Below are 25,900 nucleotides of genomic sequence, written 5' to 3' on the forward strand. Positions count from 1 at the left end.
GTCGGTGGGTCAGAGGGGGAGGCCGCAGGAGAGGAGGTCGAGGGCTTGGTCGAGGGTGGCTTCCATGTCCTCGACCCGGCGGTGGTCCAGGCAGTGGAAGATGGCCTCCTGGAGCGCGCCCAGGATCGCTCCGACCGTGACGCGCACCTCGAAGTCGTCCGGTGAGCGGCCGCTGCGCTCGGCCATCGCCTCGCCCAGCGTCGCGCTCGTCGTGGCCAGTCCCTCGCCCAGGCGGGCGCGCAGCGCCGGGATACCGCGCACCAGGGTGAGCCGGGTCAGCAGTTCCTTGCGCTCGGCCGCGGTGAACTGCCCCAGCAGGTCCAGGAGCACGCGGCGCAGCGCCGCGACCGGGGACTCGTCCAGGGGGCGTTCGCGGATCGCGGCCGCGATGAGCGCGTCGTACTCGTCCGTGAGGACGATGTCTTCCTTGGTGGGGAAGTAGCGGAAGACGGTGCTGGGGGAGACATCGGCCGCCTCGGCGATCCGGTCTACCGGGGTGGCGTCGTAGCCCTGTTCCACGAAGAGCCGGTAGGCCGCCTGCCGGATCGCCCGCCGGGTCTTGATCTTCTTCCGCTCACGGAGCCCGGGGGCGGTCCGCGGCGCGGACCGCTCGGCGGCGGACATCGTGCGTGCCATGTCTCTCATTGTCCGGCATCGGCCTTGGAACGGGGCCGATTCCGCCTCCACTTCCGGCGGAGGAGCGTGTCAGGGGTGCTGATAGGCCACCAGCGAGATGCCCACGTAGTGCACCACGAACGCCGCCAGCGTGAACGAGTGGAACACCTCGTGGAAGCCGAACCAGCGCGGCGAGGGGTTGGGGCGCTTGGTCCCGTAGATCACCGCGCCCGCGCTGTAGAGCAGTCCGCCGACGATGATCAGCGTCATCACGGCGATTCCGCCGGTCCGCATGAAGTCGGGGAGGAAGAAGACCGCCGCCCAGCCCAGCGCGATGTAGCACGGGGTGTAGAGCCAGCGCGGGGCGCCGACCCAGAACACCCGGAAGGCGATCCCGGCGAGCGCTCCGGCCCACACCAGCCACAGCAGTAGCTGCTGTTTGCCGTCCGGCAGGAGCAGCAGCGTGAAGGGCGTGTAGGTGCCCGCGATGATCAGGAAGATATTGGCGTGATCCAGCCGCCGGAGCACCGCGGTGGCGCGCGGGCCCCAATTGCCGCGGTGGTACAGCGCGCTGACCCCGAACAGCGCGCACGCGGTCAGCGTGAAGATGGCGCAGGCCAGGCGGCCGCGCGGGCTGTCGGCGAGTGCGGTGAGGACCACCCCGGAGATCAGCGCGGCAGGGAACATGCCGGCGTGCAGCCAGCCGCGCAGCAGGGGCTTCAGGGGGAGCGGTGGGGTTGCTTCGGGCCCTGGGGATTCGTCAACGGCGGCGTCGGGCGAGGCGGCAGTCATGGCGCTCATGCTACCTACGCCACCGTAAGTTACCGCCCCATGTCGAGTGGTGATGGTCACCAAGGTGCCCACTGGACAGATGGCTCACACCGTCGGATGATCAAATGAGCGCGGTCGGCACCGGATGAGCTGAGCATCCGGGTCGCAGCCCCCAAGGGGTAGCTGTCTCCATAAAAGCGGATGTGCGTGCACATATCCGCACAAACCCTCAATCGATAACGCCGGACCATGCCATTCCGGCGGGATGGAGCGATCGTGGCGCCCAGCAATGTGGCTTCCTCCCTCACCAGCCCGGCCCCGACCAGCCACCAGGGGCTCATCGCCTGGGTCGGCGAGATCGCCGCCCTCACCCAGCCCGACGCGGTGGTCTGGTGCGACGGATCAGAGGCGGAGTACGGCCGGTTGTGCGGCGAGCTGGTCGAGAAGGGCACCTTCAAACGCCTGGATCCGATCAAGCGCCCGAACTCGTACTACGCGGCCTCCGACCCCAGCGATGTGGCCCGGGTCGAGGACCGCACGTACATCTGCTCCGAGAAGGAGGCGGACGCGGGCCCGACGAACCACTGGAAGGCTCCCGCCGAGATGCGCGAGATCTTCTCAGGTGAGCAGGGGATCTTCCGCGGCTCGATGCGCGGCCGCACGATGTACGTGGTGCCCTTCTGCATGGGTCCGCTGGGCTCGCCGCTGTCCGCGATCGGCGTCGAGATCACCGACTCCGCCTACGTGGCGGTCTCCATGCGCACCATGACCCGCATGGGGCAGGACGTCCTGGACGTCCTCGGCGACGAGGGCTTCTTCGTGAAGGCCGTGCACACCCTCGGCGCCCCGCTGGAGCCCGGCCAGGCCGACGTGCCGTGGCCCTGCAACTCCACCAAGTACATCTCGCACTTCCCCGAGGCGCGGGAGATCTGGTCCTACGGCTCCGGCTACGGCGGGAACGCCCTGCTCGGCAAGAAGTGCTACGCGCTGCGTATCGCCTCGGTCATGGCGCGTGACGAGGGCTGGCTCGCCGAGCACATGCTGATCCTCAAGCTCACCCCGCCGCGCGGTGAGGCCAAGTACGTCGCCGCCGCCTTCCCCAGCGCCTGCGGCAAGACCAACCTCGCGATGCTGGAGCCGACCATCCCCGGCTGGACGGTCGAGACCATCGGCGACGACATCGCCTGGATGCGGTTCGGCGAGGACGGCAGGCTCTACGCGATCAACCCCGAGGCGGGCTTCTTCGGAGTCGCGCCCGGCACCGGTGAGCACACCAACGCCAACGCCATGAAGACCCTGTGGGGCAACTCGGTCTTCACCAACGTCGCGCTCACCGACGACGGCGATGTGTGGTGGGAGGGCATGACCGAGGAGGAGCCCGCTCATCTGACCGACTGGAAGGGCAACGACTGGACCCCGGCCGCCGGGACGCCCGCGGCCCACCCCAACGCCCGTTTCACCGTTCCCGCCGGCCAGTGCCCGATCATCGCGCCCGAGTGGGAGGACCCCAAGGGCGTGCCGATCTCGGCGATCCTCTTCGGCGGCCGCCGCGCCAGCGCGGTCCCGCTGGTCACCGAGTCCTTCGACTGGCAGCACGGTGTCTTCCTGGGCGCCAACGTGGCCAGCGAGAAGACCGCCGCGGCCGAGGGCAAGGTCGGTGAGCTGCGCCGCGACCCGTTCGCCATGCTGCCGTTCTGCGGTTACAACATGGGCGACTACATGGCTCACTGGGTCAAGGTCGGCAAGAAGGACGACGCGGAGGCGGCGGCCAAGCTGCCGAAGATCTACTACGTCAACTGGTTCCGCAAGGACGCCGGTGGCCGCTTCGTGTGGCCGGGCTTCGGTGAGAACAGCCGGGTGCTGAAGTGGATCGTCGACCGGCTGGACGGCAAGGCCGAGGGTGTGGAGACCCCGATCGGTGTGCTGCCGACCCGTGAGGCGCTGGACACCGACGGTCTGGGCATGGCCGACGCCGACCTGGACCTGCTGCTCACCGTCGACAAGGACGTGTGGCGCGAGGAGGCGGCGCTCGTCCCCGACCACCTCAACACCTTCGGTGACCACACGCCGAAGGAGATGTGGGACGAGTACCACGCCCTGGTGAAGCGTCTGGGCTGAGCCACGGGAAACGCCGAGGGCCGGGGCCCGCACCGTACGGTGCGGGCCCCGGCCCCGTGATCGGCAGAGAGCGTCCTCAGCCGGTCAGGCCCAGCGCCACCGCGTGGGCATCCAGGCGCTCGGCCGCCAGCGCGGTGCCCGCGGTGTCCTCCCGGGTGGTGGCCACGACCAGGGCCCATCCGGCCAGGGTGTGCGCCCGCTGGTGCAGCGCGGCTATCCGGGCCGGGGCGGCGGCGCTCGCCGAGGGTGCGGCCCGCAGCGGGCCGCGGCCGTCGCCGAGCCGCTTGACCTGGGCGGCGATCCGCTCGGCAGCGTCGTCCAGAGCCCGGTCCGGGGCGAGGGCGCGCAACTCGTCGGTGACGGTCAGCAGCGCGGTCAGATGTCCGGCGAGCCGGATGTCCAGCTCCTCCTCGCGGGAGCGATGGGGGAAGTCGGGCTCGGGTCCGGCCATGGTGTGGACCGACTTGGTGCGGATCGGCTCGTACATGGATGGCCTCCAAAAATGCTCAGGAGGCCATCCTAACTTAGACGCTGTCTAAAGTTGAGTCTTCGCTAAAACGGATCACCCGGATCCGGCGCCGCTCACGGCTGGCCGTAGCCGTCCAGGAAGTTGCCGATCCGGGTCACCGCGTCGGCCAGGTCCTCCTTGGCCGGGAGCGTGACGATGCGGAAGTGGTCCGGCTCCGGCCAGTTGAAGCCCGTACCGTGGACGATCATGATCTTCTCGGAGCGCAGCAGATCGAGCACCATCTGCCGGTCGTCCTTGATCTTGTAGACCTTGGGGTCCAGCTTGGGGAACGCGTACAGCGCGCCCTTGGGCTTCACACAGGTCACACCCGGGATCTGGGTCAGCAGCTCATAGGCGACATCGCGCTGCTCCACCAGCCGCCCGCCGGGCAGCACCAGATCATTGATCGACTGACGGCCGCCGAGGGCGGTGGCCACCGCGTGCTGCGCGGGCATATTGGCGCACAGCCGCATATTGGCCAGGATCGTCAGCCCCTCCAGATAGCTGGCGGCATGGGCCTTCGGACCGCAGACCGCGAGCCAGCCGCTGCGGTAGCCCGCGACCCGGTAGGCCTTGGAGAGCCCGTTGAAGGTCAGGGTCAGCAGATCGGGGGCGATCGTGGTGGTGGGGGTGTGGGTGGCGTCGTCGTAGAGGATCTTGTCGTAGATCTCGTCGGAACAGACGATCAGCCGGTGGCGCCGGGCGATCTCGGTGATCCCGCGCAGCACCTCGTCGTCGTAGACCGCGCCGGTGGGGTTGTTCGGGTTGATGATCACGATCGCCTTGGTGCGGTCGGTCACCTTGCGCTCGATGTCGGCGAGGTCCGGCAGCCAGTCCGACTGCTCATCGCAGCGGTAGTGCACGGCGGTGCCGCCGGAGAGCGAGACCGCGGCGGTCCACAGCGGGTAGTCCGGGGAGGGGACCAGGACCTCGTCCCCGTCGTCCAGCAGCGCCTGCATGGACATCTGGATCAGCTCGGAGACGCCGTTCCCCAGGAAGATGTCCTCGACATCGAGGTCGATCCCCTTGGTCTGGTAGTGCTGCATCACCGCGCGGCGGGCGGTCAGCAGGCCCTTGGCATCGCCGTAGCCATGCGCGTCGCCGAGGTTGCGGAGCATGTCCTCGAGGATCTCCGGCGGGCACTCGAAGCCGAAGGTCGCCGGGTTGCCGGTGTTCAGCTTGAGGATGCGGTGACCTGCTGCCTCCAGTCGCATCGCCTCCTCGAGCACCGGGCCACGGATTTCGTAGCAGACGTTGGCGAGCTTCGTGGACTGGATCACCTGCATGTCGGCAACCTTACGGCGGTGCCCCCGGGGACGCTCGGTGTTTTTCACCACGTGGACGGTGCGCGGGAGCGCCCGGGGGCGACGGGCGCCGGGGCGCACACCACCGCCGACCGGCCCGGACGCATACCGGAGGGGTCCCGGTCAGCCCGTGTGACGGCGTACCGAGCGGCCCGCCAGCACATTCGTCCGGCGGCCGTCCTCCATCACGAAGCGCCCGTCGATCAGGACGTGCGGAATCCCCACCGGAAGGGTGCGCGGCGCCGCGAACGTCGAGCCCGCCGCCACCGTCCGCGGATCGAAGAGCACCAGGTCCGCCCGGTACCCCTCGCGCACCAGACCCCGGTCCGGCAGCCGCAGCCGGGCCGCCGGGCGGCCGGTCAGATGGGCCACGCACTCCTCCAGCGGGAGCACCCCGAGCTCCCGCGCGTAGTGGCCCAGGTAGTGCGGGAAGGTGCCGTACGCGCGCGGATGCGGTTTGGCGCCGTGCAGGATGCCGTCGCTGCCGCCGGTGTGCACCGGATGCTTCATGATCGCCCGCACGTTCTCCTCATGGCCCACGTGCTGGAGGATCGTCGGGCCGAGCCGGTCCGCCAGCAGCAGCCGGCGCGCGGTGGCCCAGGGCGCCTCACCGCGCTCCCGCGCGCTCTCCGCGACCGTCCGGCCGATATGACCGCCCAGCGCCGGGTCGTTCACCCCGGAGATCTCGATGGTGTCCCAGTCGATCGGCACCCCGTGGCAGCCGTCCGCGCCCTCCACCTCCATGACCCGCCGGATCCGCTCCGCCGTCGCGTCGTCCCGCAGCCGGTCGAGTGCCGCCTCCGGCCCGCCCTCGGCGGCCCAGCTCGGCAGCATCGCGGCGAGTGTGGTGCAGCCCGGGAGATACGGATAGGTGTCCAGGGTGATGTCGGCACCCTCGTCGAGCGCCGCGTCAAGCAGTGCGATCAGCTCGGGGGCACGGCCCTCGTTCACGCCGAAGTTCAAGGTGGCGTGTGCCAGGTGCAGGGCGCAGCCCGCCTCGCGGGTGAGCGCCACCATCTCCGCGTAGGCGCGCAGCGCGCCCGCGCCGTAGGAGCGGTGGTGCGGGCAGTAGTAGCCGTCGTACGCCGCGACCACCCGGCACAGCTCGGTGAGTTCGGCGTCCGGGGCGTACATCCCGGGGGTGTAGGTGAGCCCCGAGGACATCCCGACCGCGCCCTGTTCCAGTCCCTCGGCCACCAGCCGCTTCATCCGGGCCAGTTCGGCGGGCGCGGCGGCGCGGTCCTCCCAGCCGAGCGCGAGCATCCGTACGGTGCCCTGCGGCACCAGGTACGCGGCGTTGACCGCGATGCCCTCGCCGTCCACCCCGCGGTCGAGGCGGTCCAGATAGCCGCCCACGTCGCGCCAGTCGAAGTCGATGTCGGAGCCGTCGCCGTTCCAGCCGGTGATGGCGGTGCGGATCTCGGCGAGCGTACGGTCGTCGACCGGCGCGTAGGACAGACCGTCCTGTCCGATGACCTCCAGGGTCACGCCCTGGGCGGCCTTCGCGGAGTGGTCGGGATCGCGGAGCAGCGCGAGATCGCTGTGCGCGTGCATATCGATGAAGCCGGGGGAGAGGGCCAGCCCGTCGGCGTCCAGCACCCGGCGGGCGCCCGGCCGTGGCCCGGTGCCCTCCCGGACCACGGCGGCGATCCGGCCGCCGGTCACGGCCACATCGGCCCGGAAGGCGGCGCCGCCGGTGCCGTCGATGACATGTGCGTCGCGGATGACCAGGTCCATGGCCGGTGCCGCCTCCCTCTCGCCGTGCCGGTCGCGCCCTCGGCGCGCTGTCGTGCCCGCCCACCCGCCCCTCGGTCCCGTGGGAACCCCGTGGGTTCCCCATACCCCGGCCGAGGCCCGGGCCGGGCCCACGCCTCCCGGCCGCGGGCCACCCGGGCTTCGACCCGCCTCGGGGGCCCCGGGGCGCCGTCCCGGGAGGGACGGGGCGGGCGCCGTGTCAGCCAGGGGCCGCCCCGCTCGCCGGACCCGGTACGGCCGTCCCCGGCCACTGCTGGGAAGTGCCCCTCCGCGGCGCGGCTGAACCGGCCGAGCGGACCCTCCCTCAGGCCCCGTCCGGGGTGCCCCCGCGAGGCCGGTCCGGCGCTTCGCGGGCTGACCGGACCAGGCCGCCTCGCCACCGCGCGAACCCCGGCCGACGCGGTACCGGGCTCTGTCCTGCCGGTCCTCGTGGGCCCGCGACGCCTGGCACCGTGCCTCGCCGCGTTGTCGGGATCATCGGCTGATCCACGAAGACCGACAGGACAGGGGCCTAGAAGAAGGTGCGGACGTAGTCCGTCACCGTTCCGTCCGCCTCGGCCACCGGGATCAGCGGCCACTTGTCGAAGCTGGTGCACGGGTGGGAGAGGCCGAGCCCCACCCAGTCGCCGACCTCCAGCTCGGCGCCGTCCGCGACCGCGACCCAGGCGTGCTGGTCGGAGAGGCCGGTGACGGTGAGCCCGGCCGCCGGGCGGGTGGAGCCGTCCCGGGCGGAGCGGATGACCTGGGGTTCGGGCAGGTCCAGGTCGTATGCGGCGTCCCGCTTGCCCGCGTTGAGGAACGCCTGGCCGGGCTCCGGACGGGAGACGACCTGCGCCCACAGCCGGAAGGCCGGGTGCAGCGCGCCCTCCTGCGGGATCCGGTTGAACGGGGTCCGCTCGCGGTAGTGGCCGTCGTCGTGGGAGACATACGCCCCCGAGCGCAGCAGCTTCAGCACCGGCCGGGACAGCCCGGGCAGTTCCGTGAGGACCTCGGCCACCACGTCGAACCACGCGCTGCCGCCCGCGCTCACCACGATCTCGTCGTCCTCGCCGAGCTCCGCGAAGCGGCCCTCCGCGTCGAACCCGGCCGCCAGCGCGGTGAGCCGGCGCATCCACGCGCGGACCCGCTCGGTGTCCGGCCGGGGCACCTCGCCCTCGTACCCGGCGACGCCGACCAGCCGCAGGGTGCGGGCGGCCGCGACCGCGTCGGCGACCGCGGCGCACTCGGCCTCGGTGCGCACCCCGGTGCGCGCGCCTTCGCCCGCGCCCAGCTCGATCACCACGTCCACCGCGCGGCGGGCGCCCGCCGCGCGCAGCGCCTCGTCCATCAGCTCGACCCCGCGGACGGAGTCCACGTAGGCGATGAACCGGAAGTCGGGGTCGGCGTCCAGCTCACCCGCGAGCCAATGCAGCGCCGCGGCGTCCACGACCTCGTTGGCGAGGAAGATCCGCTGGATGCCGAAGACCCGGTACATCCGTACATGGGAGGGGACGGCGGCGGTGATCCCCCAGGCGCCGTGGTCGAGTTGGCGCTCGAAGAGCCGCGGGGCCATCGAGGTCTTGCCGTGCGGGGCGAAGGCCAGCCGGTGGGCGGCGGAGTAGCGCTCCATCTCCAGCAGGTTGTGTTCCAGGGCCTCGGCGGAGAGCGCCAGTACCGGGGTGGTGAACCCGCCGGTGAACAGCGAGCGGCGCTCGGCAGCCAGTTCGCCCACGGTCAGGCCGTCGGCGGTCGGGGGCAGCCCCTTGAAGCGGTGGTCGACACGCTCCCGAGCGAGCTCATCGAGGGACGACGGGCCGCTGAGGTCGGTGGCCATGGAGGCGCCTCCATTTGGTTCGATTGCAACATGTGCAACATTCATTGCGTATGACGCTCAGCGCTGTCTAACATCCGGCCAAGCACCCGGTCAACGGTGTGTGCCGGGCCCCGACAGCTGAGGAGCGGGATCGATCGTGCCCCCTGCCGTGAGCGTCGACGTCGTGTGCCTCGGCGAGTCGATGGTGACCTTCGTCCCGTCCCGGCCGGGCCGCCTCGCCGATGTGCCCTCCTTCGCACGCGGTATCGGCGGGGCCGAGTCCAATGTCGCCTGCGGTCTGGCCCGCTGCGGCCACCGTGCGCGCTGGATCAGCAGGGTCGGTACGGACGGGTTCGGCGATCATCTGCTGACCGAGATCGCGGCCGCGGGGGTGGACGTCAGCCGGGTGCGGCGGGACCCCCGCCGCCCCACCGGTATCTACTTCCGCACGGCGGGGGAGCGCGCCGTCGGCCAGGAGCCCGCGCCCGGTGCGGACAGCGCCGGTGAGCACGACACCGGGGAGCCGCTCGCCGAGGTCCTCTACTACCGGGCCGGATCCGCCGCCGCGGCCATGTCCCCCGCCCTGATGCCGCGCGAGGAGCTGTGGTCCGGCCGGATCCTCCATCTGACCGGGATCACTCCCGCCCTCTCCGACGACTGCCTCGCCCTGACACATGAGCTGACCGCCCCCGCGCCCGGCCGCCCCCTGGTCTCCTTCGACGTCAACTACCGCCTGGAGCTGTGGCGGGACGAGGACGGGCACGGCCCCGCCGTCCTGCTCGACCTGGCCCGCGGCTGCGATCTGGTCTTCGTCGGCGAGGACGAGGCCGAGGCCGCCTGGGGGGTGCGCGGCGCCGACGCGATCCGGGCCGCGCTGCCCGAACCGGCGCTGCTGGTCGTCAAACGGGGTGCCGCCGGGGCCACCGCCTACGCCCGCGGACCCGGCGGGACGGACACCGTCACCGCCGAACCCGCCCCGCTCGTCGAGGTCGTGGCACCCGTCGGCGCCGGGGACGCATTCGCCGCCGGATTCCTCTCCGGCACCCTGCGCGGGCTGCCGGTCGCCGAACGGCTGCGCCACGGCCATCTGATGGCCGCCGCCGCGCTCACCGTCCCCGGCGACCTGGCCACCCCGCCCTCCCGGGAGCGGGCCGACCGATGGGTGGCACTCGATGCCGCCGCATGGGGGACACTGCGATTCGGCCCCGGAGGGATGGTCCCGGCGCGATCGGCGCCCGAGACCGCAGCGGTGGAGGTATCCAACCCATGAGCCAGACCGTCGACCGAGCGCTGAGCATCCTGCCCCTGCTCGCGGAGGGGCCCGCCAATCTGGAACAGGTCGCCACCCGGCTCGGGGTGCACAAGTCGACAGCGCTGCGGCTGCTGCGCACCCTGCACGGCCACGGCATGGTCTACCGGCAGGAGGACCAGCGCTACCGGCTCGGCGCCCGGCTGTTCGCCCTCGCGCAGCAGGCCGTGGAGAACCTGGACGTCCGCGAGATCGCCCACCCTCATCTGGTCGCGCTCAACGAACGGTGCGGCCACACGGTGCACCTCGCGGTGTACGAGGAGAACGAGGTCCTCTACATCGACAAGGTGGAGAGCCGCTATCCGGTACGGATGTACTCGCGGATCGGCAAACCCGTCGCGATCACCGTCGCCGCCGTCGCCAAGCTGCTGCTGGCCGATCTGCCGGAACCGGAGCGGCGCGCGGTGGCCGAACGGCTCACCTACCCCGCGTACACGGCCCGTTCGACCCCGAACGCCGCCGCGTTCCTCAAGGAGCTGGCCCTCGTACGGGAACAGGGCTGGGCCACCGACCTCGGCGGCCACGAGGAGTCCATCAACTGCGTCGGGGCGCCCATCCGGGGAGCCGACGGCCGGGTGGTGGCCGCGTGCTCGGTGTCGGCGCCCAATGTCGTGGTCACCGCGGATGAACTCCTCACCCTGCTCCCGCAGGTGCGCCGGACCGCGGAGGCGATCAGCCGGGAGTACTCCGGAAGTGCCCCGGCACCGGCGCCGCATGATGCGATGTCGGTAGCGCCGCGGACCCTCGGCCCGCAGGCGGTCAGAACCGACAAGAGAGCCAAGGAACCCCTTTCATGAGCGAGAAGCTGCAGAAGACCGCGATCACCCCGGCCGGACACACCACCCCGCCCGCCAAGTTCTCGCACGGCGTGAAGAAGGGCAACATCCTCCAGGTCGCCGGTCAGGTCGGCTTCGGCCCGGCGGTCCCGGGCCAGGCCCCGGCCCCGGTCGGACCGACCCTGCGCGAGCAGTCCCTCCAGACCCTGCGCAATGTGCAGGCCGTCCTGGAGGAGGGCGGGGCGAGCTGGGAGGACGTGATGATGATCCGCATCTACCTCACCGACACCGCCCACTTCGCCGAGTTCAACGCCCTCTACGACGAGTTCTTCGCGGACCTGAAGGAAGCGCCCTCGGCCCGTACCACGATCTACGTCGGGCTCCCCGCCGGACTGCTCGTGGAGATCGACGCGCTCGCCGTCCTCGGCTGACGCCCGTCCCCGATCCCCGCGGCGGGCGGGGGGTGTGTGAGGCCCCATCCCCCGTAGTGCACCCGGGCTTCCCCCGCCCCGCCCGCCGCGGTCCCCCTTCCGTCCCCGATTCCTCCGGCCAACCCCCCACATCCGCAGGACACGGAGTTCCGATCAACCTCATCCCGGCTCCCCGACCGCGCGGTCCTCCGCCGTGCGGCGCTGCCCCCTACCCGTTTTCGGGAGTTCCCCATGCTGCTCGCGGCCGCTTCCGCTGCGCAGACCCCACCGCACACCGGTGGGTTGCTGACGGTCATCCCCGGCACCGCAGGACTGCTGACCGTCGCCGCCCTCGGTATCGCGCTCCTGCTGTACCTGATCATCAAGATCCGCCTCCAGCCCTTCGTGGCACTGCTCGGCGTCTCCATCGCGGTGGGCCTGGCCGCCGGGCTCTCGGTCACCGAACTCTTCGGCACCGTCCAGAAGTCCGACGCCGTCTCGCTCATCGAGACCGGGATGGGCGGCATCCTCGGCCATATCGCCATCATCATCGGCCTCGGCACCATGCTGGGGGCGATCCTGGAGGTCTCCGGCGGCGCCGAGGCGCTCAGTTCGCGGCTGCTCGGTCTGTTCGGCGAGCGGCGGGCCCCGCTGGCGATGGGGCTGACCGGGCTCATTTTCGGCATACCCGTCTTCTTCGACGTCGGCATCTTCGTCCTGGCGCCCATCGTCTACGCGGCCGCCCGGCGCAGCGGTAAGTCGATCGTGCTCTACGCCATGCCGCTGCTCGCGGGGCTGTCCATGACCCATGCCTTCCTGCCGCCGCATCCGGGTCCGGTGGCCGCGGCCGGGCTGCTCCATGTCGACCTGGGCTGGGTCATCCTGATGGGCGTGCTGGTCGGGGTGCCCTCGGTGCTGGCCGCCTGGGTCTACGCGGCGTGGATCGGCCGGCGGCTCTTCGTCCCCGTACCGCAGGACATGGTGGAGGCGGCCGAGGAGGCACGGGCCGCGGTCGAGGCCGAACAGCGGGCGGCGGGCGCTGTTCCGGCGGAGCGGCCGGTACCGGTGGGCACGGTGCTGGCGATCATCGGCACCCCGCTGGTCCTCATCCTCTGCGCCACGTTCTCCTCCGTCGCGCTGGACCCGAGCACCGGACGCTCGGTGATCGAGTTCTTCGGCCATCCCTTCGTGGCGCTGACCATCGCGCTCTTCCTCGCCTTCTACCTGCTGGGCATCCGGCGCGGCTGGTCGCGGAACTCGCTGGAGTCGGTGTGCACCGCCTCGCTCAAGCCGGTGGGCAACATCCTGCTGGTGGTGGGCGCGGGCGGGGTGTTCGGCGCGGTGCTCAAGGGGAGCGGGGTGGCCCAGGCGCTGGCGGATGCCTTCGACAGCGCGGGGCTGCCGGTGATCCTGCTGTCCTGGCTGATCGCGCTGGTGCTGCGGGTCGCGCAGGGGTCGGCGACGGTCGCGATCGTCACCACGGCCGGGATCGTCTCCCCGATGCTGGCCGGGGGCGACTACTCCCAGGCCCATCTGGCGCTGGTCATCATGGCGATATCGGCGGGCTCGATCTTCGCCTCGCATGTCAACGACGGCGGGTTCTGGATGGTCGCCAAGTACTTCGGGATATCCGAGCGGGACACCCTGAAGTCATGGACGGTGCTGGAATCGGTGCTGTCGGTGGCGGGCTTCGTGGTCGCCGGTCTGCTCAGCCTGGTGATCTAGGGCGGACGCCGGTCTCCCCGAAGGGAGTCCGGACCTGCGGGCCGTCCCGGCGGGGTGCGCCGGGACGGCTCGCGGCCATCTCACCGGGTCAGCTGGTGCAGTACTGCTGTTCCTTGCCGATGGAGCGGTACATGCAGTCCGCGTTCTCCAGGAGTTGGAGCACCGCGTCCCGGTTGCGCTCGGTCTCGCGCTCGATGACCTCGTCGGGCGGGTAGAAACCGCCGCCGATGAAGGACGAGGGGTACATCTCGAAGGTGTAGGCGAAGACCTTCTCGGCGCCCCACAGCCAGTCGTCGATGGAACCGTCGGTGATGTAGAGGTCGCTCGACTGCTCGGGGGTGTAGCCGTTGCTGGCGGCCATCTTCTTGCCGATGGCCGCGAAGGCGTCGCGGTCGTCCTTCGTCATCCCGGTGGTGGTGTCACTGGTCGTCCAGCCGAACGGCCACAGCACCAGTTCGCTGTAGGTGTGGAAGTCGATGGCGGCCTTGAGCTGCTGCTTGCCGCCGACGACCCGGCTGCGGGCGAAGTCCGCGACCACCTTGACCTCGGGGGCGGACTCGGCGCGCGCACCGCGGTAGGTCTCGGAGCCGGGGGATCCCGAGGAGCCGCCGCAGCAGCCCCATTTGAAGTCCCAGTTGCGGTTGAGGTCGGTGCCGACCGACGAGGACCCGGAGTTGGGCTGGCGGTTCTTACGCCAGCTGCGGTACCGGCCGGTGGCGATGTCGTACTCGCCGCCGTCCGGGTTGAGGTCCGGGACGATCCAGATCTCACGGCCGTCGATGGCCTTGGTGATCCGGGAATCGCTGCCGTAACCGGCCGTCAGCTCGTGCACCAGATACAGCGCCATCTCCACCGTGAGGTGTTCGCGCGCGTGCTGGTGCGCGGTGAACAGCACCTCGGGCTCGTCCTCGTCACTGGCCACGTTGTCGCTGATCTTGAGGGCGACGATGTCCCGTCCCTCGTACGACTTTCCGATGACGCGCTTGCTCAGGATGGCCGGATACGTGGCGATCGCCTTGTCGATCTCGGCGTTGGCTTCGGCGTAGTTGTGGTACCGCGCATCGGAGGAGGGGAAGTCGAAGGGCCGGGCCGCGCCGGCCCCGGCGCGGTCGGGCGGACCGTCCAGTGCGGTGAGCCGGTAGCCCAGCGCCCGCACCTTCTTGGCCTGCGCGGCGTCGGCGGTGATCACGAGGGAGCGGGCGTCCACCTCGTCGATGGAGACACCGGTGGCGGCGACCGCGGACCGTTCCTTACGGGTGGCCGGACCCGCGACCTGGTACTGGGTCACCTGCTCATCGGCCGATGCCTTGGCTCCGGCGGCGGCACCGGACGCGCGTGCGGACGGCGGGTCGTCGGCCTCGGCGGCGATGGGGGCGGCGAGGGCGAGGGCCAGCAGTGCGGCGAGGGCGGAGACCCGTCTGCCGCGAATGCGTAGTCGCATGAGTTCTCCTGGGGGGTGTGTTTCTCCTGTGGGGGTGAAAGGCGAGCGACTGCTGCGCCAGTGTTCGGCCATGTGCATGACACGGTCAAGGGTGGGAAATGGTCGTCGGGGAAAGAACTCCTCACCGAGGGAAGGAAACCCCCCATGAACAGACCTCTCGCCGGTGCGCTGTCGGCCCTCTTACTCGCCGGAGCGGCCGTCCTGGGCACCGGCGCCACCCCCACGGTGGCCGCGACCCCCACCCCCTCCGCCGCTCCGGCGGCGGACACGGCCCGCGCGGTGGGCTTCGCAGGCACGGTGGCCCTCAGCAACTGCTCGGGTTCGGTCGTCCGGGCCCCGGGCTCCGCCGACACCGATCCGGCGCTCGTGCTCTCCAACGGACACTGTCTGTCCAGCGGCTTCCCCGCCGCGGGTGAGGTCATCGTCGACCAGCCGTCAACCCGCAGCTTCACCCTGCTGAAGAGCTCCGGTGCCAGTGCGGGCACGCTGCGGGCCACCAAGGTCGCGTACGCGACGATGACCGACACCGACATCTCGCTGTACGAGCTGAGCTCGACGTACGCCCAGATCGAACAGCGGTACGGCATCAAGGCCCTGTCGCTGTCCGACAGCCACCCGGTCCAGGGCACCAGCATCAATGTGGTCTCCGGCTACTGGAAGAGGATCTACTCCTGCAATATCGACGGATTTGCGTACCGTCTCAAGGAAGGCGAGTGGACCTGGAAGGATTCGGTCCGCTACACCCCGGCCTGTCACACGATCGGCGGAACCTCGGGCTCGCCCGTCGTGGACACCGCGTCCGGCAAGGTCGTGGCCGTGAACAACACCGGTAACGAGAGCGGTGGCCGGTGCACCCTGAACAACCCCTGCGAGGTCGACGAGAACGGCACCGTGACGGTCCGCCAGGGGATCAACTACGCCCAGCAGACCTACGGCATCACCCGCTGTCTGACCACCGGCAACAAGATCGACCTCGCACTCCCGGAGTGTGAGCTGCCCAAGCCCTGACCGAACGGAACAGGGGTGCTGCCAACACCCCGGCCCGGGGGCGGCCACCAGTGCGCCCCCGGGGTACCGCACGGAAGGCTGGGGTCCTCGTCACACCGCGTCAGAAACGGGGACCCCATGCGCATCCATGTGAACCGCCGCACCACGGCCCGCGCGGCCGCCCTCTGCGCCGCGCTGCTGCTGGCGGGCACCGCCGTCCCGGCCGCGGCCACGGCCGCCGCTCCCGCCGCCGGAGCGTCGGCCTCCGCGCCCGGCGGACAGCGGCAGTTGCACGGCCGGGGGTCGCTGGTGTCGGCCGAGCGGCTCTACACCCTGGCCGGGCCGAAGGACGTCGCCGCCGAGCTGACCTCCGCCGGATTCGACGCCCGCACCGCCCGCTACGGCGTCGATGCCTACCGGCTGGTCTACCGCACCGTCGACCCCCAGGGACGGCCGACCACCGCCAGCGGGCTGCTGGTCCTCCCGCGCGGTGCCGACGGCAGGCTGCGCCCGGTGTCGTTCGCCCATGGCACCGGCGCCCACAAGAGCGACGCCCCCTCGATGCAGCGGCGCGCCTTCCTGACCGGCCCGCCCGTGACCTACGCCGCCGCCGGGTTCGCCGCGGTCGCCCCCGACTACCTCGGGATGGGCACCGGCCCCGGCCCCCACCCCTGGATGGACGTTCCCTCGGAGACCACCGCCTCCCTGGACATGCTCCGCGCCGCCCGCGCCTTCGCGCCGCGCACCGGCCACACCCTGGACCGCGAGGTGGCGGTCACCGGCTTCTCGCAGGGCGCCTCGGCCGCGCTCGGCCTCGCCCGCTCCCTCCAGGCGGGGGAGGACCGCTGGTTCCGGCTGGGTGCGCTGGCCCCGGTCAGCGGGGCGTACGACTTCGGCGGCACCGAGCTGCGGGCGGTGCTCGACGGCAGGCTCGAGCCCAAGTCGAGCGTGATCTACGCGGCGTACGCCCTGGTCGCCTTCAACCGGCTGCACGCCGTGTACGACAGCCCCGAGGAGGTGTTCCAGCCGCGCTACGCGAAGACCGTCGAGGCACTGTTCGACGGTGCCCACACCGGGCGGGACATCATGAACGGCACCCCGGGGACCCTCGACGAGCTGCTGACCCCGTACGGCCGCAGGATCCTCGCCGAGCCCAACGAGGGGATGGCCGCCGCGCTGCGCGCCACCGACGGCGTCTGCACCGACTGGGCGCCGCGGGTGCCAACCCGGCTGTACCTGGCACGGGGCGACGAGCAGGCCGCGGTGGAGAACACCGCGGTCTGCCGGGCCGCCCTGCGCCGCCAGGGAGTGGACGCTCCGGTCATCGACCTCGGGGCCGTCGACCACGAACGCTCACGGCATCTGGGCTCCAACGTCGCCGCGACCGCCGATATCGTCCGCTGGCTGCTCACCCTGCGGTAGCCGGACCGCGTCGGACCGGGCCGGAGCTACAGCCCGTGGACATGCGGGCCGACCGCCTTCGACCAGGCGTTCCCGTTCGCCGCGTCCCAGTTGGTGGACCAGGTCATCGCGCCCCGGATGCCCGGGTAGGTCCGGGAGGGCTTGAAGCTGCCGCAGCCCGTGCCCTTGGCGAGGCAGTCCAGCGCCGCGTTGACCACGCCCGGTTCGACGTAGCCGGAGCCCGCGCCGCGCGGGGAGGCGGGGACACCCAGGCCGACCTGTGACGGGTCGAGTCCGTTCTCCAGCTGGACACAGGCGAGGGCGGTGAGGAAGTCCACCGAACCCTGGGAGTAGACCTTGCCGTCGCAGCCCACCATCGAACCGCTGTTGTAGTACTGCATGTTGACCACCGTCAGGAAGTCCTTGATGCCCAGGGCGGTCTTGAAGTAGGCGTTCGACGGTGACTGCATATCGATCGTCTGGGGTGCCATCGTGACCACGACATCGCTCTTCTTGTCGTGGATCGCCCGGAGCGCCTGGGTCATATAGGTGGCGTCGAGCCCGTTCTCCAGGTCGATGTCGACGCCGTCGAAGCCGTACTCGTCCATGAGGCCGGTGATCGAGGAGGCGAAGGCGTTCGCCGAGGCGTCGTCGCTGACCGAGACGGTGCCGTTCTGGCCGCCGACGGAGAGGACGACCGACTTCCCGGCCGCTTGCTCGGCCTTGATGTCGTCCTTGAACTCCTGCTCGCTGCCGTAGCCGACGGCCGGGTCGAGATGGAAGTCCACGGCGCCGGGCGAGCCGGTGGCGTCCGCGAAGGCGACCGCGATGATGTCGTACTCGCCGGGCACGTCCGCCAGCTTCTGCACGGTCGCGCCGTTGTCGAAGTTCTGCCAGTAGCCGGTGACGGCGTGCGCGGGGACGGCCGCCGCGGGGTGTGTCCCGGCCGCCTCGGCGGCGCCGGACGCCAGCAGTCCTCCGGCGCCGAGGGCGACCGCGGCCGCCGCGCCGATCAGGCTCTTCCCGAACCGTGCGCGTATCACGACAGCCTCCATACGTGGGGGATGGGGGGAGGTGGTGCGAGTGCGCGTCCAGGGGCCCCTGAGGCGTGCCGTACAAGTTGGTTCAGACCAATTGGGTTGTCAAGGGAATGCGCGGCAGACCGCCGAACCAGGTGGCCGTAACGCAGAGGAACTGTTCTCTCACGCGGCTTTCGTGGATAAAGTGACGATGCACCAGGAACGGCGTGACGACCTGCGGCCGCGGCCGCTCGGTGCCGATGTGAGACGGGGTAGCCGACGTGCCCACCGCGATAGCAGTCACCGGCCGCGAGCTGGTGCTTCCGCCGCCCGACGGGCAGACCCCGTCGGCCGTTGTGCTCCGCCCGCCGCGGGAGCAGCCGCTCGACGACGCGCTCGCCGAGGTCACCGCGCTGCTGGACCGGCAGGGTCATCTGGTCGTGCTCTATCCCGCCGCGACCCCGCCGCCCGTCATCCGCAGACTGCACACCCTGCGCGCCGTCCTGGAGAGCGACCGGATGGCGCTGGTGCCTCTCGAACTTCCGCCGCTGGCCGTGGCCGTGCTGGCCCGTCAGCTCCGGCAGCTCTCGCTCTCCGACTTCAGCCCCGGGGTGCTCGCCTGCGCCGCCCGGCTGCTGGCCCACTACATCCACGCCGGTGCGCTGCTCGGCAGCGTCGCCCGGCTGGACCGGGTGCCGGTCGGGCTCACCTCGCACGTCAAGTCCTGGCTGCCCGGCACCCATTTCGCGGTGCTCGCCCACCCCACCCCGCGGCTGGTGAAGGCCGGGGCGGACGGGGTGCTGCCCGCCCCCTCGTACGGCACCCGGATGACGGTCGCCCCCGGGGCGCTCAACAGCCATGGCCACCGGGACGGTTCGGTGGCCGGGCGGGAGGACTGGGTCACCGGCGCCCTCGCACCCGCCTGGGGCATCCGGGACGTGGAGCTGGTGGAGCCCTCCCCGGACGCCGCCCGGTGGTGGGGCACCCCGAAGCTGATCGAGTTCGCGGCGGCCATCCCCGACCTGTCCGTCCTCTACCAGCTCGTGGCGTCGGTGCGCCGGGAGGAGTGTCACTGGTGCGGTTTCGAACTCATCGGGGACCGCTGTGCGTTCTGCTCCGCGCCGGTGGCGCGCGGCGATGACATCCCCGCCGCCCTGATCCCGGCCCACCGCCCCGCTCTGACCAGCAGCTGACGTCCCCGCGTCCCCCCGTCCCCGAACGAGGTTGTCCGTCCCATGAATTCACGCCAGCGCCGCGGAGTCGTTCTGCTGCTCCTGTCGGTCCTGTGCGCCATCGGCGCGTTCGCCGGGGTGCTCTCCGTCATCGACGACGTGGAGTCCAAGGTCGGGCCCGAGACCACCGCCTACAAGCTGACCTCGGACGTCCCCGCCTACCAGGCCCTGGACACCGGGCAGTTCGAGAAGGTCTCCATGCCGGAGCGATGGGTGCCGTCCACCGCCGTCACCGACCTCGACGACATCCGCGGCAAGATAGCCGTGACCCCGCTGCACAAGGGGTCGCTGCTCCAGGACGACATGATCGTGAACCGTCCCGCCCTCAAGGCCGGACAGCAGGAGATCGCCATCATGATCGACGCGGCGACAGGTGTCGCGGGCAAGATCAACCCGGGGGCGAAGGTGAACATCTACGCCACCTTCGAGGGCAAGGGACAGCGCGACGAACCGGTCTCCAAGCTCATCGTCGCGGGCGCCCGGGTCATCGACGTCGGCGAACTCACCGCGCTGGAGCCGGACCAGGACGACGAACGGCGTGTCGACAAGGCCGTACCGATCACCTTCGCGCTCGACACCAAGAACGCGCAGCGGGTCGCGTACGCCGAGTCCTTCGCCTCGCACGTGCGGCTCGCGCTGGTCGCCCCCGGCGGGGACGGTCCGATAGCGCCCGGCGACCGCAGCTACACCCTCGACGGCGACAAATGAGTAAGTGAGGAGGTGCCGCGGTGACGATCAGAATTCTGCCGGCCGTCGGCGACCCCGACGCCGCCCGCTCCCTCGGCGGGCTGCTCGGCCAGTTGCCCGGTGTCGAGCCGTCGGCGCCGGTGGGCGACTCGACCCGGTTGCTCGACACCCTCGCCGCGCTGGCCGCCGCCTCCCTGGAGGAGCTGCCGGAGGTCGTCCTCGTCCATGAGCGCATCGGCCCGGCCCCCGCGCTGGAGGTGATCCGGGAGATCGCACTCCGCTTCCCCGCGGTGGGGGTGGTGCTGGTGACCGCGGACGCCGGACCCGCGCTGTATTCGGCCGCGATGGACGCCGGGGCCCGCGGTATCGCCGGGATACCCCTGTCCTACGACGAGCTGGCGGCCCGGGTGCACGGCGCCGCCCAGTGGGCCGGTGGGGTCCGGCGCCACCTCGGCGGCGGCGGGGACACCCTGGCCACCGGCCCCGGCGGACGGCTGGTCGCGGTGACGGGCGCCAAGGGCGGCGTCGGCACCACGGTGACCGCCGTGCAGCTCGCGCTGGCCGCGCGGGCCGCGGGCCGTACGGTCGCGCTCGTCGATCTCGACCTCCAGTCCGGCGATATCGCCTCCTACCTCGACGTCCAGTTCCGCCGGTCGATCGCCGACCTGGCGCAGATCACCGACATCTCCCCACGGGTGCTCCAGGACGCGGTCTTCACCCACCAGACCGGTCTGGGGCTGCTGCTGGCCCCCGCCGAGGGGGAACGCGGCGAGGAGGTGACCGACCGCACCGCCCGGCAGGTCATCGCGGCGCTGCGGTCCCGGTTCGAACTGGTGGTGGTGGACTGCGGCACCCAGATGACCTCGGCGGGCGCGGCCGCCGTCGAGACCGCCGATATCGCGCTGCTGGTCACCACCCCGGACGTGGTCGCGGTCCGCGCGGCCAAGCGCATGGTGCGGCTGTGGGACCGGCTCCAGGTGCGGAAGGCGGAGGAGACGGTCACCGTCGTCAACCGGCACACCCGGCAGGCCGAGATCCAGCCGCAGCTGGTCGCACGGGCCACCGGCACCACGGTGGCGCGTACCGCGATCCCCGCCGGGTTCAAGGAGCTCCAGCCCGCCGTGGACTCCGGCCGGATGCAGGATCTGGACGCCAAGTCCGCCGTCAGACAGGCGCTGTGGGGGCTGGCCGGGGAACTCGGCCTGGCCGACGCGGCGTCCGCGGCCCCGGGAGGGAGCGGCGGTGGCGGCCGCCGCGGCGCCCACCGGGGCGGCCACGCGGCCGGGTCCGGTGAGCGCACCCTGCCGGGGCTCCGGCGGCGCCGTGCCATAGGGGCGGGTGGTCCGGGCGCCGGTGCCGGACCGGACACCGGTCCGGAGGCGCTGGGCGAGGTCCCGCCGTCCTCGTCCACGACCGGATCCTTCCTCCGCAAGCGCGGCGACCGCGGCCAGGTCACGGTCGAGTTCCTCGGCGTCCTGCCGCTGGCCCTCATCGTGCTCGCGGTGATCTGGCAGTTCGTCCTCGTCGGCTACACCTACTCGCTGGCGGGCAACTCCGCCGACAAGGGCGCCCGCGCGGGCGCCGCCGACGGCGGCGGCGCGGCCGCCTGCCGGGCCGCCGCCGAGAAGGACCTCCCGGGCGCCTGGCGGGGCAGCTCCTCGATCTCCTGCGGCGCCGGGGCCGACGGCCTGTTCACCTCCACGGTCAGCCTGAAGGTCCCCGTCCTCTTCCCCGGCGCCGCCGACTTCCCCTGGACGGTCACCGGCACGGCGGGCGCGACCGACGAATCCACCCTGGCGGGCGGCGATGAGTAGTCGCACGCCCGCGGGGCCGTCCCGTCCGGCGGGCCGGGCGGTCGGTGGTGCGGCCGGGTGGACCCGTGGCGGGCCGCGCCGCCGCCCCGGCGGCACGCGGCGGTGGGACGAGGGGTCGGCGTCCATCGAGTTCCTCGGGTTCCTGCCGGTGCTGCTCATCGTCGCGCTGGCCGCCGTACAGCTCGGGCTCGCCGCGTACACCGCGCAGCAGGCCGGGACCGCGGCGCGGGCGGCGGCGCGGACCGCGTCGCTGGACACCTCACGGACCAGTCCGTCCGCGGCCGGACAGGCGGCGATGAGCGGCTGGCTGGCCGATGGCGCGGACGTCAGCAGCGGTGGCTGCGGGGGCGGTCAGGCATCGGCCACCGCCACCGTCGAGATCCCCTCCGTGATCCCCGGGTTCGACTTCGGCAGTGCCAGGAGGAGCGCCACGATGCCCTGCGACGACGGGTCGGACGACATCGGCGGCGCGGTGGCCGGGGGAGGGGACCGATGAGCCTGCGGGCCCGTATCACCGTGCCCGAGCGGCCCGGTGAGGGAGAGGGGCGCCAGGACGGACATCTCGTTCCCGTCTACCGCGCCAAGCTGCTGGAGGAGATCGACCTCGCGGAGATGTCCTCGCTCGCCGCGGCCGAGCGCCGCACCCGGCTGGAGCGGGTGCTCGGGCACATCATCAGCCGTGAGGGCCCGGTACTGTCCACCGGCGAACGGGCCCAGCTGATCCGCCGGGTGGTGGACGAGGCGCTCGGGCTCGGGGTGCTCGAACCGCTCCTGGAGGACGCCTCCATCACCGAGATCATGGTCAACGGACCGGACCAGATCTTCGTCGAGCGGGCGGGCCGGGTGGAACAGGTGCCGGTCCGGTTCGCCTCCGAAGAGCAGCTGATGCAGACCATCGAGCGGATCGTCTCCACGGTCAACCGCCGGGTCGACGAGTCGAACCCGATGGTCGACGCCCGGCTGCCGTCCGGGGAGCGGGTCAACGTGATCATCCCGCCGCTCGCGCTCACCGGCGCGACCCTCACCATCCGCCGCTTCCCCCGCGCCTACACCCTGCACGAGCTGATCGGCATGGGGACGCTCGACGAGCAGATGCTGCTCCTGCTGTCCGCGCTGGTGCGGGCCAAATGCAATGTGGTGGTCTCCGGACCGACCGGTTCCGGGAAGACCACGCTGCTCAACGCGCTTTCCGGGCTGATCCCGGAGGGCGAGCGCATCATCACCGTCGAGGACGCCGCCGAACTCCAGCTCCAGCAGGCGCATGTGATCCGGCTGGAGTCCCGGCCGCCGAACGTCGAGGGCAAGGGCCGGATCACCATCCGCGACCTGGTCCGCAACTCACTGCGGATGCGTCCGGACCGGATCATCGTCGGCGAGGTACGCGGCGGTGAGACGCTGGACATGCTCCAGGCCATGTCCACCGGACACGACGGCTCGCTGGCCACCGTCCACGCCAACAGCGCCGAGGACGCGTTGATGCGGCTCCAGACCCTCGCCTCGATGTCGGAAGTGGCCATTCCGTACGAGGCGCTGCGCGACCAGATCAACAGCGCCGTGGACTGTATCGTCCAGCTCGTCCGGCACGCCGACGGTTCACGGCGGATCAGTGAGATCGCGCTGCTCGACAGCCACGGCCACGAGGAGTACCGCATCGCCACCGTCTGCCGGTTCGACGCCGAGCCGATGGCCGCGGACCGCGTGGTGCACGGCCGGTTCGGGTACTACCCGCTGCCGGAGCGGATCGCGGAGCGGCTGCGGATGGCGAACGAGTCGGTGCCGCCCGCGTTCGGGGTGGCCGCCTTCCCGGCCCAGCTCACCACCCGCGGCGCCGAGTTCGACCGCTCCGCGTACGACCCGAGGGAACGGAGGTAGCCGGGCATGGACCGTCTGGCCACGGTGGCGCTCGGCGCGACGCTGGTGTGCGGCGCGCTGGGGGTCGCGGGGGCGCATGCGTACGCCCGGGGCAAGGAGCAGCAGCGCGCCCTGATCGACCGGCTCTCGGACGCGGGACCCGAGGCCCCCACCGGCCGTGCGCGCCGCTTCGCCGGGCTGGACCGGCGGCTGCGCACCACCTCGGCCGGGAGCAGGCTGGAGCTGCGGCTCGCGGCGACCGGCCTGGAGCTGACACCCGCGGAGTTCGTGGTCTACACGGCCGCCGCGGCGGCCGGGCTGTGGGTGGTCGCGGCCTCGCTCCTGGCCGCGTTCTTCGGACCGATCGCCGCGGTGATCGCGGTCTGGGCCGCCTTCGCCTACCTCAACTGGCAGCGCCAGAAGCGCATCGAACGGTTCATCAACCAGCTCCCCGAGCTGTCCCGGATCCTGGCCAACGCCACCCAGGCCGGGCTGGCGCTGCGCACCGCGCTGGCGATGGCAGCCGACGAGATGGAGGCCCCGGCCGGCGAGGAGCTGGCCAAGGTCGCCGCCAAACTGGCCGTCGGTCACTCGATCGAGGACGCGCTGGAGGAGCTGGCCCGGCGGCTGCCGTCCCGGGAACTGGTGGTGCTGGTCACCACCCTGGTGCTGTCCAACCGGGCGGGCGGCGCGGTGGTCACCTCGCTGCGCAACCTCACCCAGACGCTGGAGGAGCGGAAGGAGACCCGGCGCGAGGTCCGCACCCAGCTCTCCCAGGTGACCGTGACCGCCTATGTCGTCCCGCTGATGGGCATCGGGACGCTGTTGCTGATGAACAGGATCTCGGCGGGTTCGCTGGACCGGATGACCTCGTCCTTCTGGGGCCAGGCCGCGGTGGTCGTGGCCTTCGTCCTCTACGGGATCGGCTTCTTCCTCATCCGTCGTATGTCGAAGATCGACGTCTGAGGACGGAAGGAAGAGGAGCGGACCGGATCATGGCAATCGGACTGCTGCTGGCGCTGGCGGCCGGCCTCTCGGTGGCGGGTGCCGCCTACGGCGTCGCGCTGTACCGCAGCGAGGCGAAACTGCCCGCCGACCTCGCGGTGGCGCTGGAGGTCGGCGCGACGCGCACCACGGCCGTCGGCTCGGCCGTCGACCGGCTCGGTATGCGCTACGCGCCGCTGGTGCTGCGTCTGATGGGCGAGAAGCGGGTGGCGAGGGTACGCCGCCGGATCGATCTGGCGGGCAATCCGGGCGGTCTGACGGTAGACCGCTACGCCGCGCGGCGGGCGGTCTACGGCGCGCTCGGCTTCGGCGGCGCGCTGGTGATGCTGATGAAGGGACAGCTTCTGCTGGCACTGGTGCTGGTGGCGTTCGGGCTGTTCTGGATCGAGGTCGGCATCTGGGCGGCGGTCCGTGAGCGCAGGGACGCCATCGAGCGCACCCTGCCGGACTTCCTGGACGTCCTGGCGGTCGTGGTGAGCGCCGGGCTGAGCTTCCGCCAGGCGCTGGACCGGGTGGCGGAGAAGTACGAGGGCCCCTGGGCGGATGAACTCCGCATCACCCTGCGTCAGATGGACATGGGCGTCAGCCGCCGCCAGGCATTCGAGGAACTACGCAAACGCAATGACTCCGAGCAGGTCGCGCAATTCGTCACGGCGCTTCAGCAGGGTGAGGAACTAGGCGCTCCGATCGTCGACACACTGATCGCCATCGCGAACGACATGCGCCGTACCGATGCCCAGAACGCCCGCCGCCGGGCGGCCCGGGCGGTACCGAAGGCGACCATGGTCATCACCACCTTCATGGTGCCGGGGACAATGGTGCTGCTCGTGGCCGGGTTCTTCATCGGCTCCGGCACGGACTTCGGCTCGGTCACCGGGGACTGACTGCCCAATTGAATGAATGCCCTTCGCGGTTGCAATCGGGTGTGGGACAGTCGTCGGGTGACGGCTCCCCGGGCCGGGAGGGGGTGAGACGGATGAGCCGTGGCAGGCGCGACGCACGGGCGCGATTCGAACGCGGGGCATCGGGAAGGCAACGGAGCGTGAGGCACTGTTCCCCGGCCGGTGTTTCGGCGTACTTTGCTCCTGTCGCGAGCGACGCCACGGGGGTTGAGTCGCCGGACCAGAGTGGGACGGCAGCCCATGGAGGGGAACACGATGGGGAAGCGTGCTGTGGGGAACGACCGGGGGCAGACCTCGATCGAATACCTGGGAATCATCGCCGTGGTGGTGGCCATCGTCCTGGTCCTGTCGACCACGGACTTCGGCACGGCGATCGCCAATGCGATCTCCGACAAAATCTCGCAGGTCGTCGGCATCTGACCGGTCCTGTGACAGCCCGCAGAGATCTCAGAAGTGACGCGGGGCAGGCGTTTCCCAT

The 25,900-nt window shown here is 71.4% G+C and carries 23 protein-coding genes; 15 read left to right on the forward strand and 8 right to left on the reverse strand.

The genetic code is table 11. The features are described 5' to 3' along the window. Window positions 1-9: 9 nt before the first annotated feature. Both NMK44_RS03230 and trhA read right to left on the reverse strand, forming a co-directional pair. A complete protein-coding gene (locus NMK44_RS03230) occupies window positions 10-636 on the reverse strand; it encodes a TetR/AcrR family transcriptional regulator (protein WP_254737998.1) in 627 nt (208 codons plus the stop codon). Window positions 637-705: 69 nt separating this feature from the next. Continuing rightward, on the reverse strand, window positions 706-1,407 hold the full coding sequence (gene trhA / locus NMK44_RS03235; protein WP_254738000.1) for a PAQR family membrane homeostasis protein TrhA: 702 nt from the start codon (window positions 1,405-1,407) through the stop codon (window positions 706-708). Between the two features lie 255 nt (window positions 1,408-1,662). On the opposite strand from trhA, the gene NMK44_RS03240 reads away from it, so the two are divergent. After that, window positions 1,663-3,504, forward strand: a complete 1,842-nt coding sequence (locus tag NMK44_RS03240) for a phosphoenolpyruvate carboxykinase (GTP) (protein WP_374215225.1) — start codon at window positions 1,663-1,665, stop codon at window positions 3,502-3,504. Window positions 3,505-3,580: 76 nt separating this feature from the next. Here NMK44_RS03240 and NMK44_RS03245 read toward each other — a convergent pair whose 3' ends face one another. From NMK44_RS03245 to NMK44_RS03260, 4 genes are all read right to left on the reverse strand, one after another. After that, window positions 3,581-3,991 (reverse strand): SCO4983 family protein, encoded by a 411-nt coding sequence (locus NMK44_RS03245; protein ID WP_254738004.1) that lies wholly within the window; start codon window positions 3,989-3,991, stop codon window positions 3,581-3,583. A gap of 95 nt (window positions 3,992-4,086) precedes the next feature. Beyond that, window positions 4,087-5,298, reverse strand: a complete 1,212-nt coding sequence (locus NMK44_RS03250; protein ID WP_254738006.1) for a pyridoxal phosphate-dependent aminotransferase — start codon at window positions 5,296-5,298, stop codon at window positions 4,087-4,089. A 141-nt stretch (window positions 5,299-5,439) separates the two neighbouring features. Further along, window positions 5,440-7,053, reverse strand: a complete 1,614-nt coding sequence (locus NMK44_RS03255) for an N-acyl-D-amino-acid deacylase family protein (RefSeq protein WP_254738008.1) — start codon at window positions 7,051-7,053, stop codon at window positions 5,440-5,442. Window positions 7,054-7,582: 529 nt separating this feature from the next. Then, on the reverse strand, window positions 7,583-8,884 hold the full coding sequence (locus tag NMK44_RS03260) for an alanine racemase (RefSeq protein WP_254738010.1): 1,302 nt from the start codon (window positions 8,882-8,884) through the stop codon (window positions 7,583-7,585). A 181-nt stretch (window positions 8,885-9,065) separates the two neighbouring features. Here NMK44_RS03260 and NMK44_RS03265 point away from each other — a divergent pair, with 181 nt between their 5' ends. From NMK44_RS03265 to NMK44_RS03280, 4 genes are all read left to right on the forward strand, one after another. Beyond that, complete coding sequence (locus NMK44_RS03265) at window positions 9,066-10,133, forward strand: sugar kinase (protein WP_254738705.1); 1,068 nt, start codon at window positions 9,066-9,068, stop codon at window positions 10,131-10,133. Further along, the gene (locus NMK44_RS03270) at window positions 10,130-10,969 is read left to right on the forward strand and encodes an IclR family transcriptional regulator (protein WP_254738012.1); all 840 of its coding nucleotides are present in this window, start codon (window positions 10,130-10,132) and stop codon (window positions 10,967-10,969) included. The genes NMK44_RS03265 and NMK44_RS03270 overlap by 4 nt, the downstream gene beginning before the upstream one ends. Further along, window positions 10,966-11,379 (forward strand): RidA family protein, encoded by a 414-nt coding sequence (locus tag NMK44_RS03275; RefSeq protein ID WP_254738014.1) that lies wholly within the window; start codon window positions 10,966-10,968, stop codon window positions 11,377-11,379. The genes NMK44_RS03270 and NMK44_RS03275 overlap by 4 nt, the downstream gene beginning before the upstream one ends. A gap of 231 nt (window positions 11,380-11,610) precedes the next feature. Then, a complete protein-coding gene (locus NMK44_RS03280) occupies window positions 11,611-13,083 on the forward strand; it encodes a GntP family permease (RefSeq protein ID WP_254738016.1) in 1,473 nt (490 codons plus the stop codon). 88 nt (window positions 13,084-13,171) lie between these two features. Here NMK44_RS03280 and NMK44_RS03285 read toward each other — a convergent pair whose 3' ends face one another. Next, window positions 13,172-14,524: a M14 family metallopeptidase gene (locus NMK44_RS03285; RefSeq protein WP_254738018.1), complete on the reverse strand. Its 1,353-nt coding sequence runs from the start codon at window positions 14,522-14,524 to the stop codon at window positions 13,172-13,174. A gap of 144 nt (window positions 14,525-14,668) precedes the next feature. On the opposite strand from NMK44_RS03285, the gene NMK44_RS03290 reads away from it, so the two are divergent. Both NMK44_RS03290 and NMK44_RS03295 read left to right on the forward strand, forming a co-directional pair. After that, the gene (locus NMK44_RS03290) at window positions 14,669-15,532 is read left to right on the forward strand and encodes a S1 family peptidase (protein ID WP_254738020.1); all 864 of its coding nucleotides are present in this window, start codon (window positions 14,669-14,671) and stop codon (window positions 15,530-15,532) included. A gap of 117 nt (window positions 15,533-15,649) precedes the next feature. Next, window positions 15,650-16,933, forward strand: coding sequence for a lipase family protein (locus NMK44_RS03295; RefSeq protein WP_254738021.1), 1,284 nt, complete (start codon window positions 15,650-15,652; stop codon window positions 16,931-16,933). A 26-nt stretch (window positions 16,934-16,959) separates the two neighbouring features. Here the strand turns inward: NMK44_RS03295 and NMK44_RS03300 are convergent, their stop codons facing one another. Beyond that, a complete protein-coding gene (locus NMK44_RS03300; protein WP_254738022.1) occupies window positions 16,960-17,967 on the reverse strand; it encodes a chitinase in 1,008 nt (335 codons plus the stop codon). A gap of 245 nt (window positions 17,968-18,212) precedes the next feature. Between NMK44_RS03300 and NMK44_RS03305 the strand changes: the two genes are divergently transcribed. The 8 genes from NMK44_RS03305 (at window position 18,213) to NMK44_RS03340 (ending at window position 25,842) form a co-directional block, all read left to right on the forward strand. Further along, window positions 18,213-19,124, forward strand: coding sequence for a hypothetical protein (locus tag NMK44_RS03305; RefSeq protein WP_254738023.1), 912 nt, complete (start codon window positions 18,213-18,215; stop codon window positions 19,122-19,124). 42 nt (window positions 19,125-19,166) lie between these two features. Further along, window positions 19,167-19,871, forward strand: a complete 705-nt coding sequence (gene cpaB / locus NMK44_RS03310) for a Flp pilus assembly protein CpaB (RefSeq protein WP_254738024.1) — start codon at window positions 19,167-19,169, stop codon at window positions 19,869-19,871. A 20-nt stretch (window positions 19,872-19,891) separates the two neighbouring features. Beyond that, complete coding sequence (locus tag NMK44_RS03315) at window positions 19,892-21,664, forward strand: CpaE/TadZ family protein (protein WP_254738025.1); 1,773 nt, start codon at window positions 19,892-19,894, stop codon at window positions 21,662-21,664. After that, the gene (locus NMK44_RS03320; protein ID WP_254738026.1) at window positions 21,657-22,160 is read left to right on the forward strand and encodes a TadE/TadG family type IV pilus assembly protein; all 504 of its coding nucleotides are present in this window, start codon (window positions 21,657-21,659) and stop codon (window positions 22,158-22,160) included. Before NMK44_RS03315 ends, NMK44_RS03320 begins: the two co-directional genes overlap by 8 nt. After that, window positions 22,157-23,536: a TadA family conjugal transfer-associated ATPase gene (locus tag NMK44_RS03325; RefSeq protein ID WP_254738027.1), complete on the forward strand. Its 1,380-nt coding sequence runs from the start codon at window positions 22,157-22,159 to the stop codon at window positions 23,534-23,536. Before NMK44_RS03320 ends, NMK44_RS03325 begins: the two co-directional genes overlap by 4 nt. A gap of 6 nt (window positions 23,537-23,542) precedes the next feature. Further along, on the forward strand, window positions 23,543-24,481 hold the full coding sequence (locus NMK44_RS03330; protein ID WP_254738028.1) for a type II secretion system F family protein: 939 nt from the start codon (window positions 23,543-23,545) through the stop codon (window positions 24,479-24,481). 29 nt (window positions 24,482-24,510) lie between these two features. Next, window positions 24,511-25,404, forward strand: coding sequence for a DUF5936 domain-containing protein (locus NMK44_RS03335; RefSeq protein ID WP_254738029.1), 894 nt, complete (start codon window positions 24,511-24,513; stop codon window positions 25,402-25,404). Between the two features lie 273 nt (window positions 25,405-25,677). Beyond that, window positions 25,678-25,842, forward strand: a complete 165-nt coding sequence (locus NMK44_RS03340) for a hypothetical protein (RefSeq protein ID WP_254738030.1) — start codon at window positions 25,678-25,680, stop codon at window positions 25,840-25,842. The last annotated feature ends 58 nt before the right edge of the window (window positions 25,843-25,900 follow it).

Source organism: Streptomyces cucumeris (assembly GCF_024295805.1).
GTDB classification, from domain to species: Bacteria; Actinomycetota; Actinomycetes; order Streptomycetales; family Streptomycetaceae; genus Streptomyces; species Streptomyces cucumeris.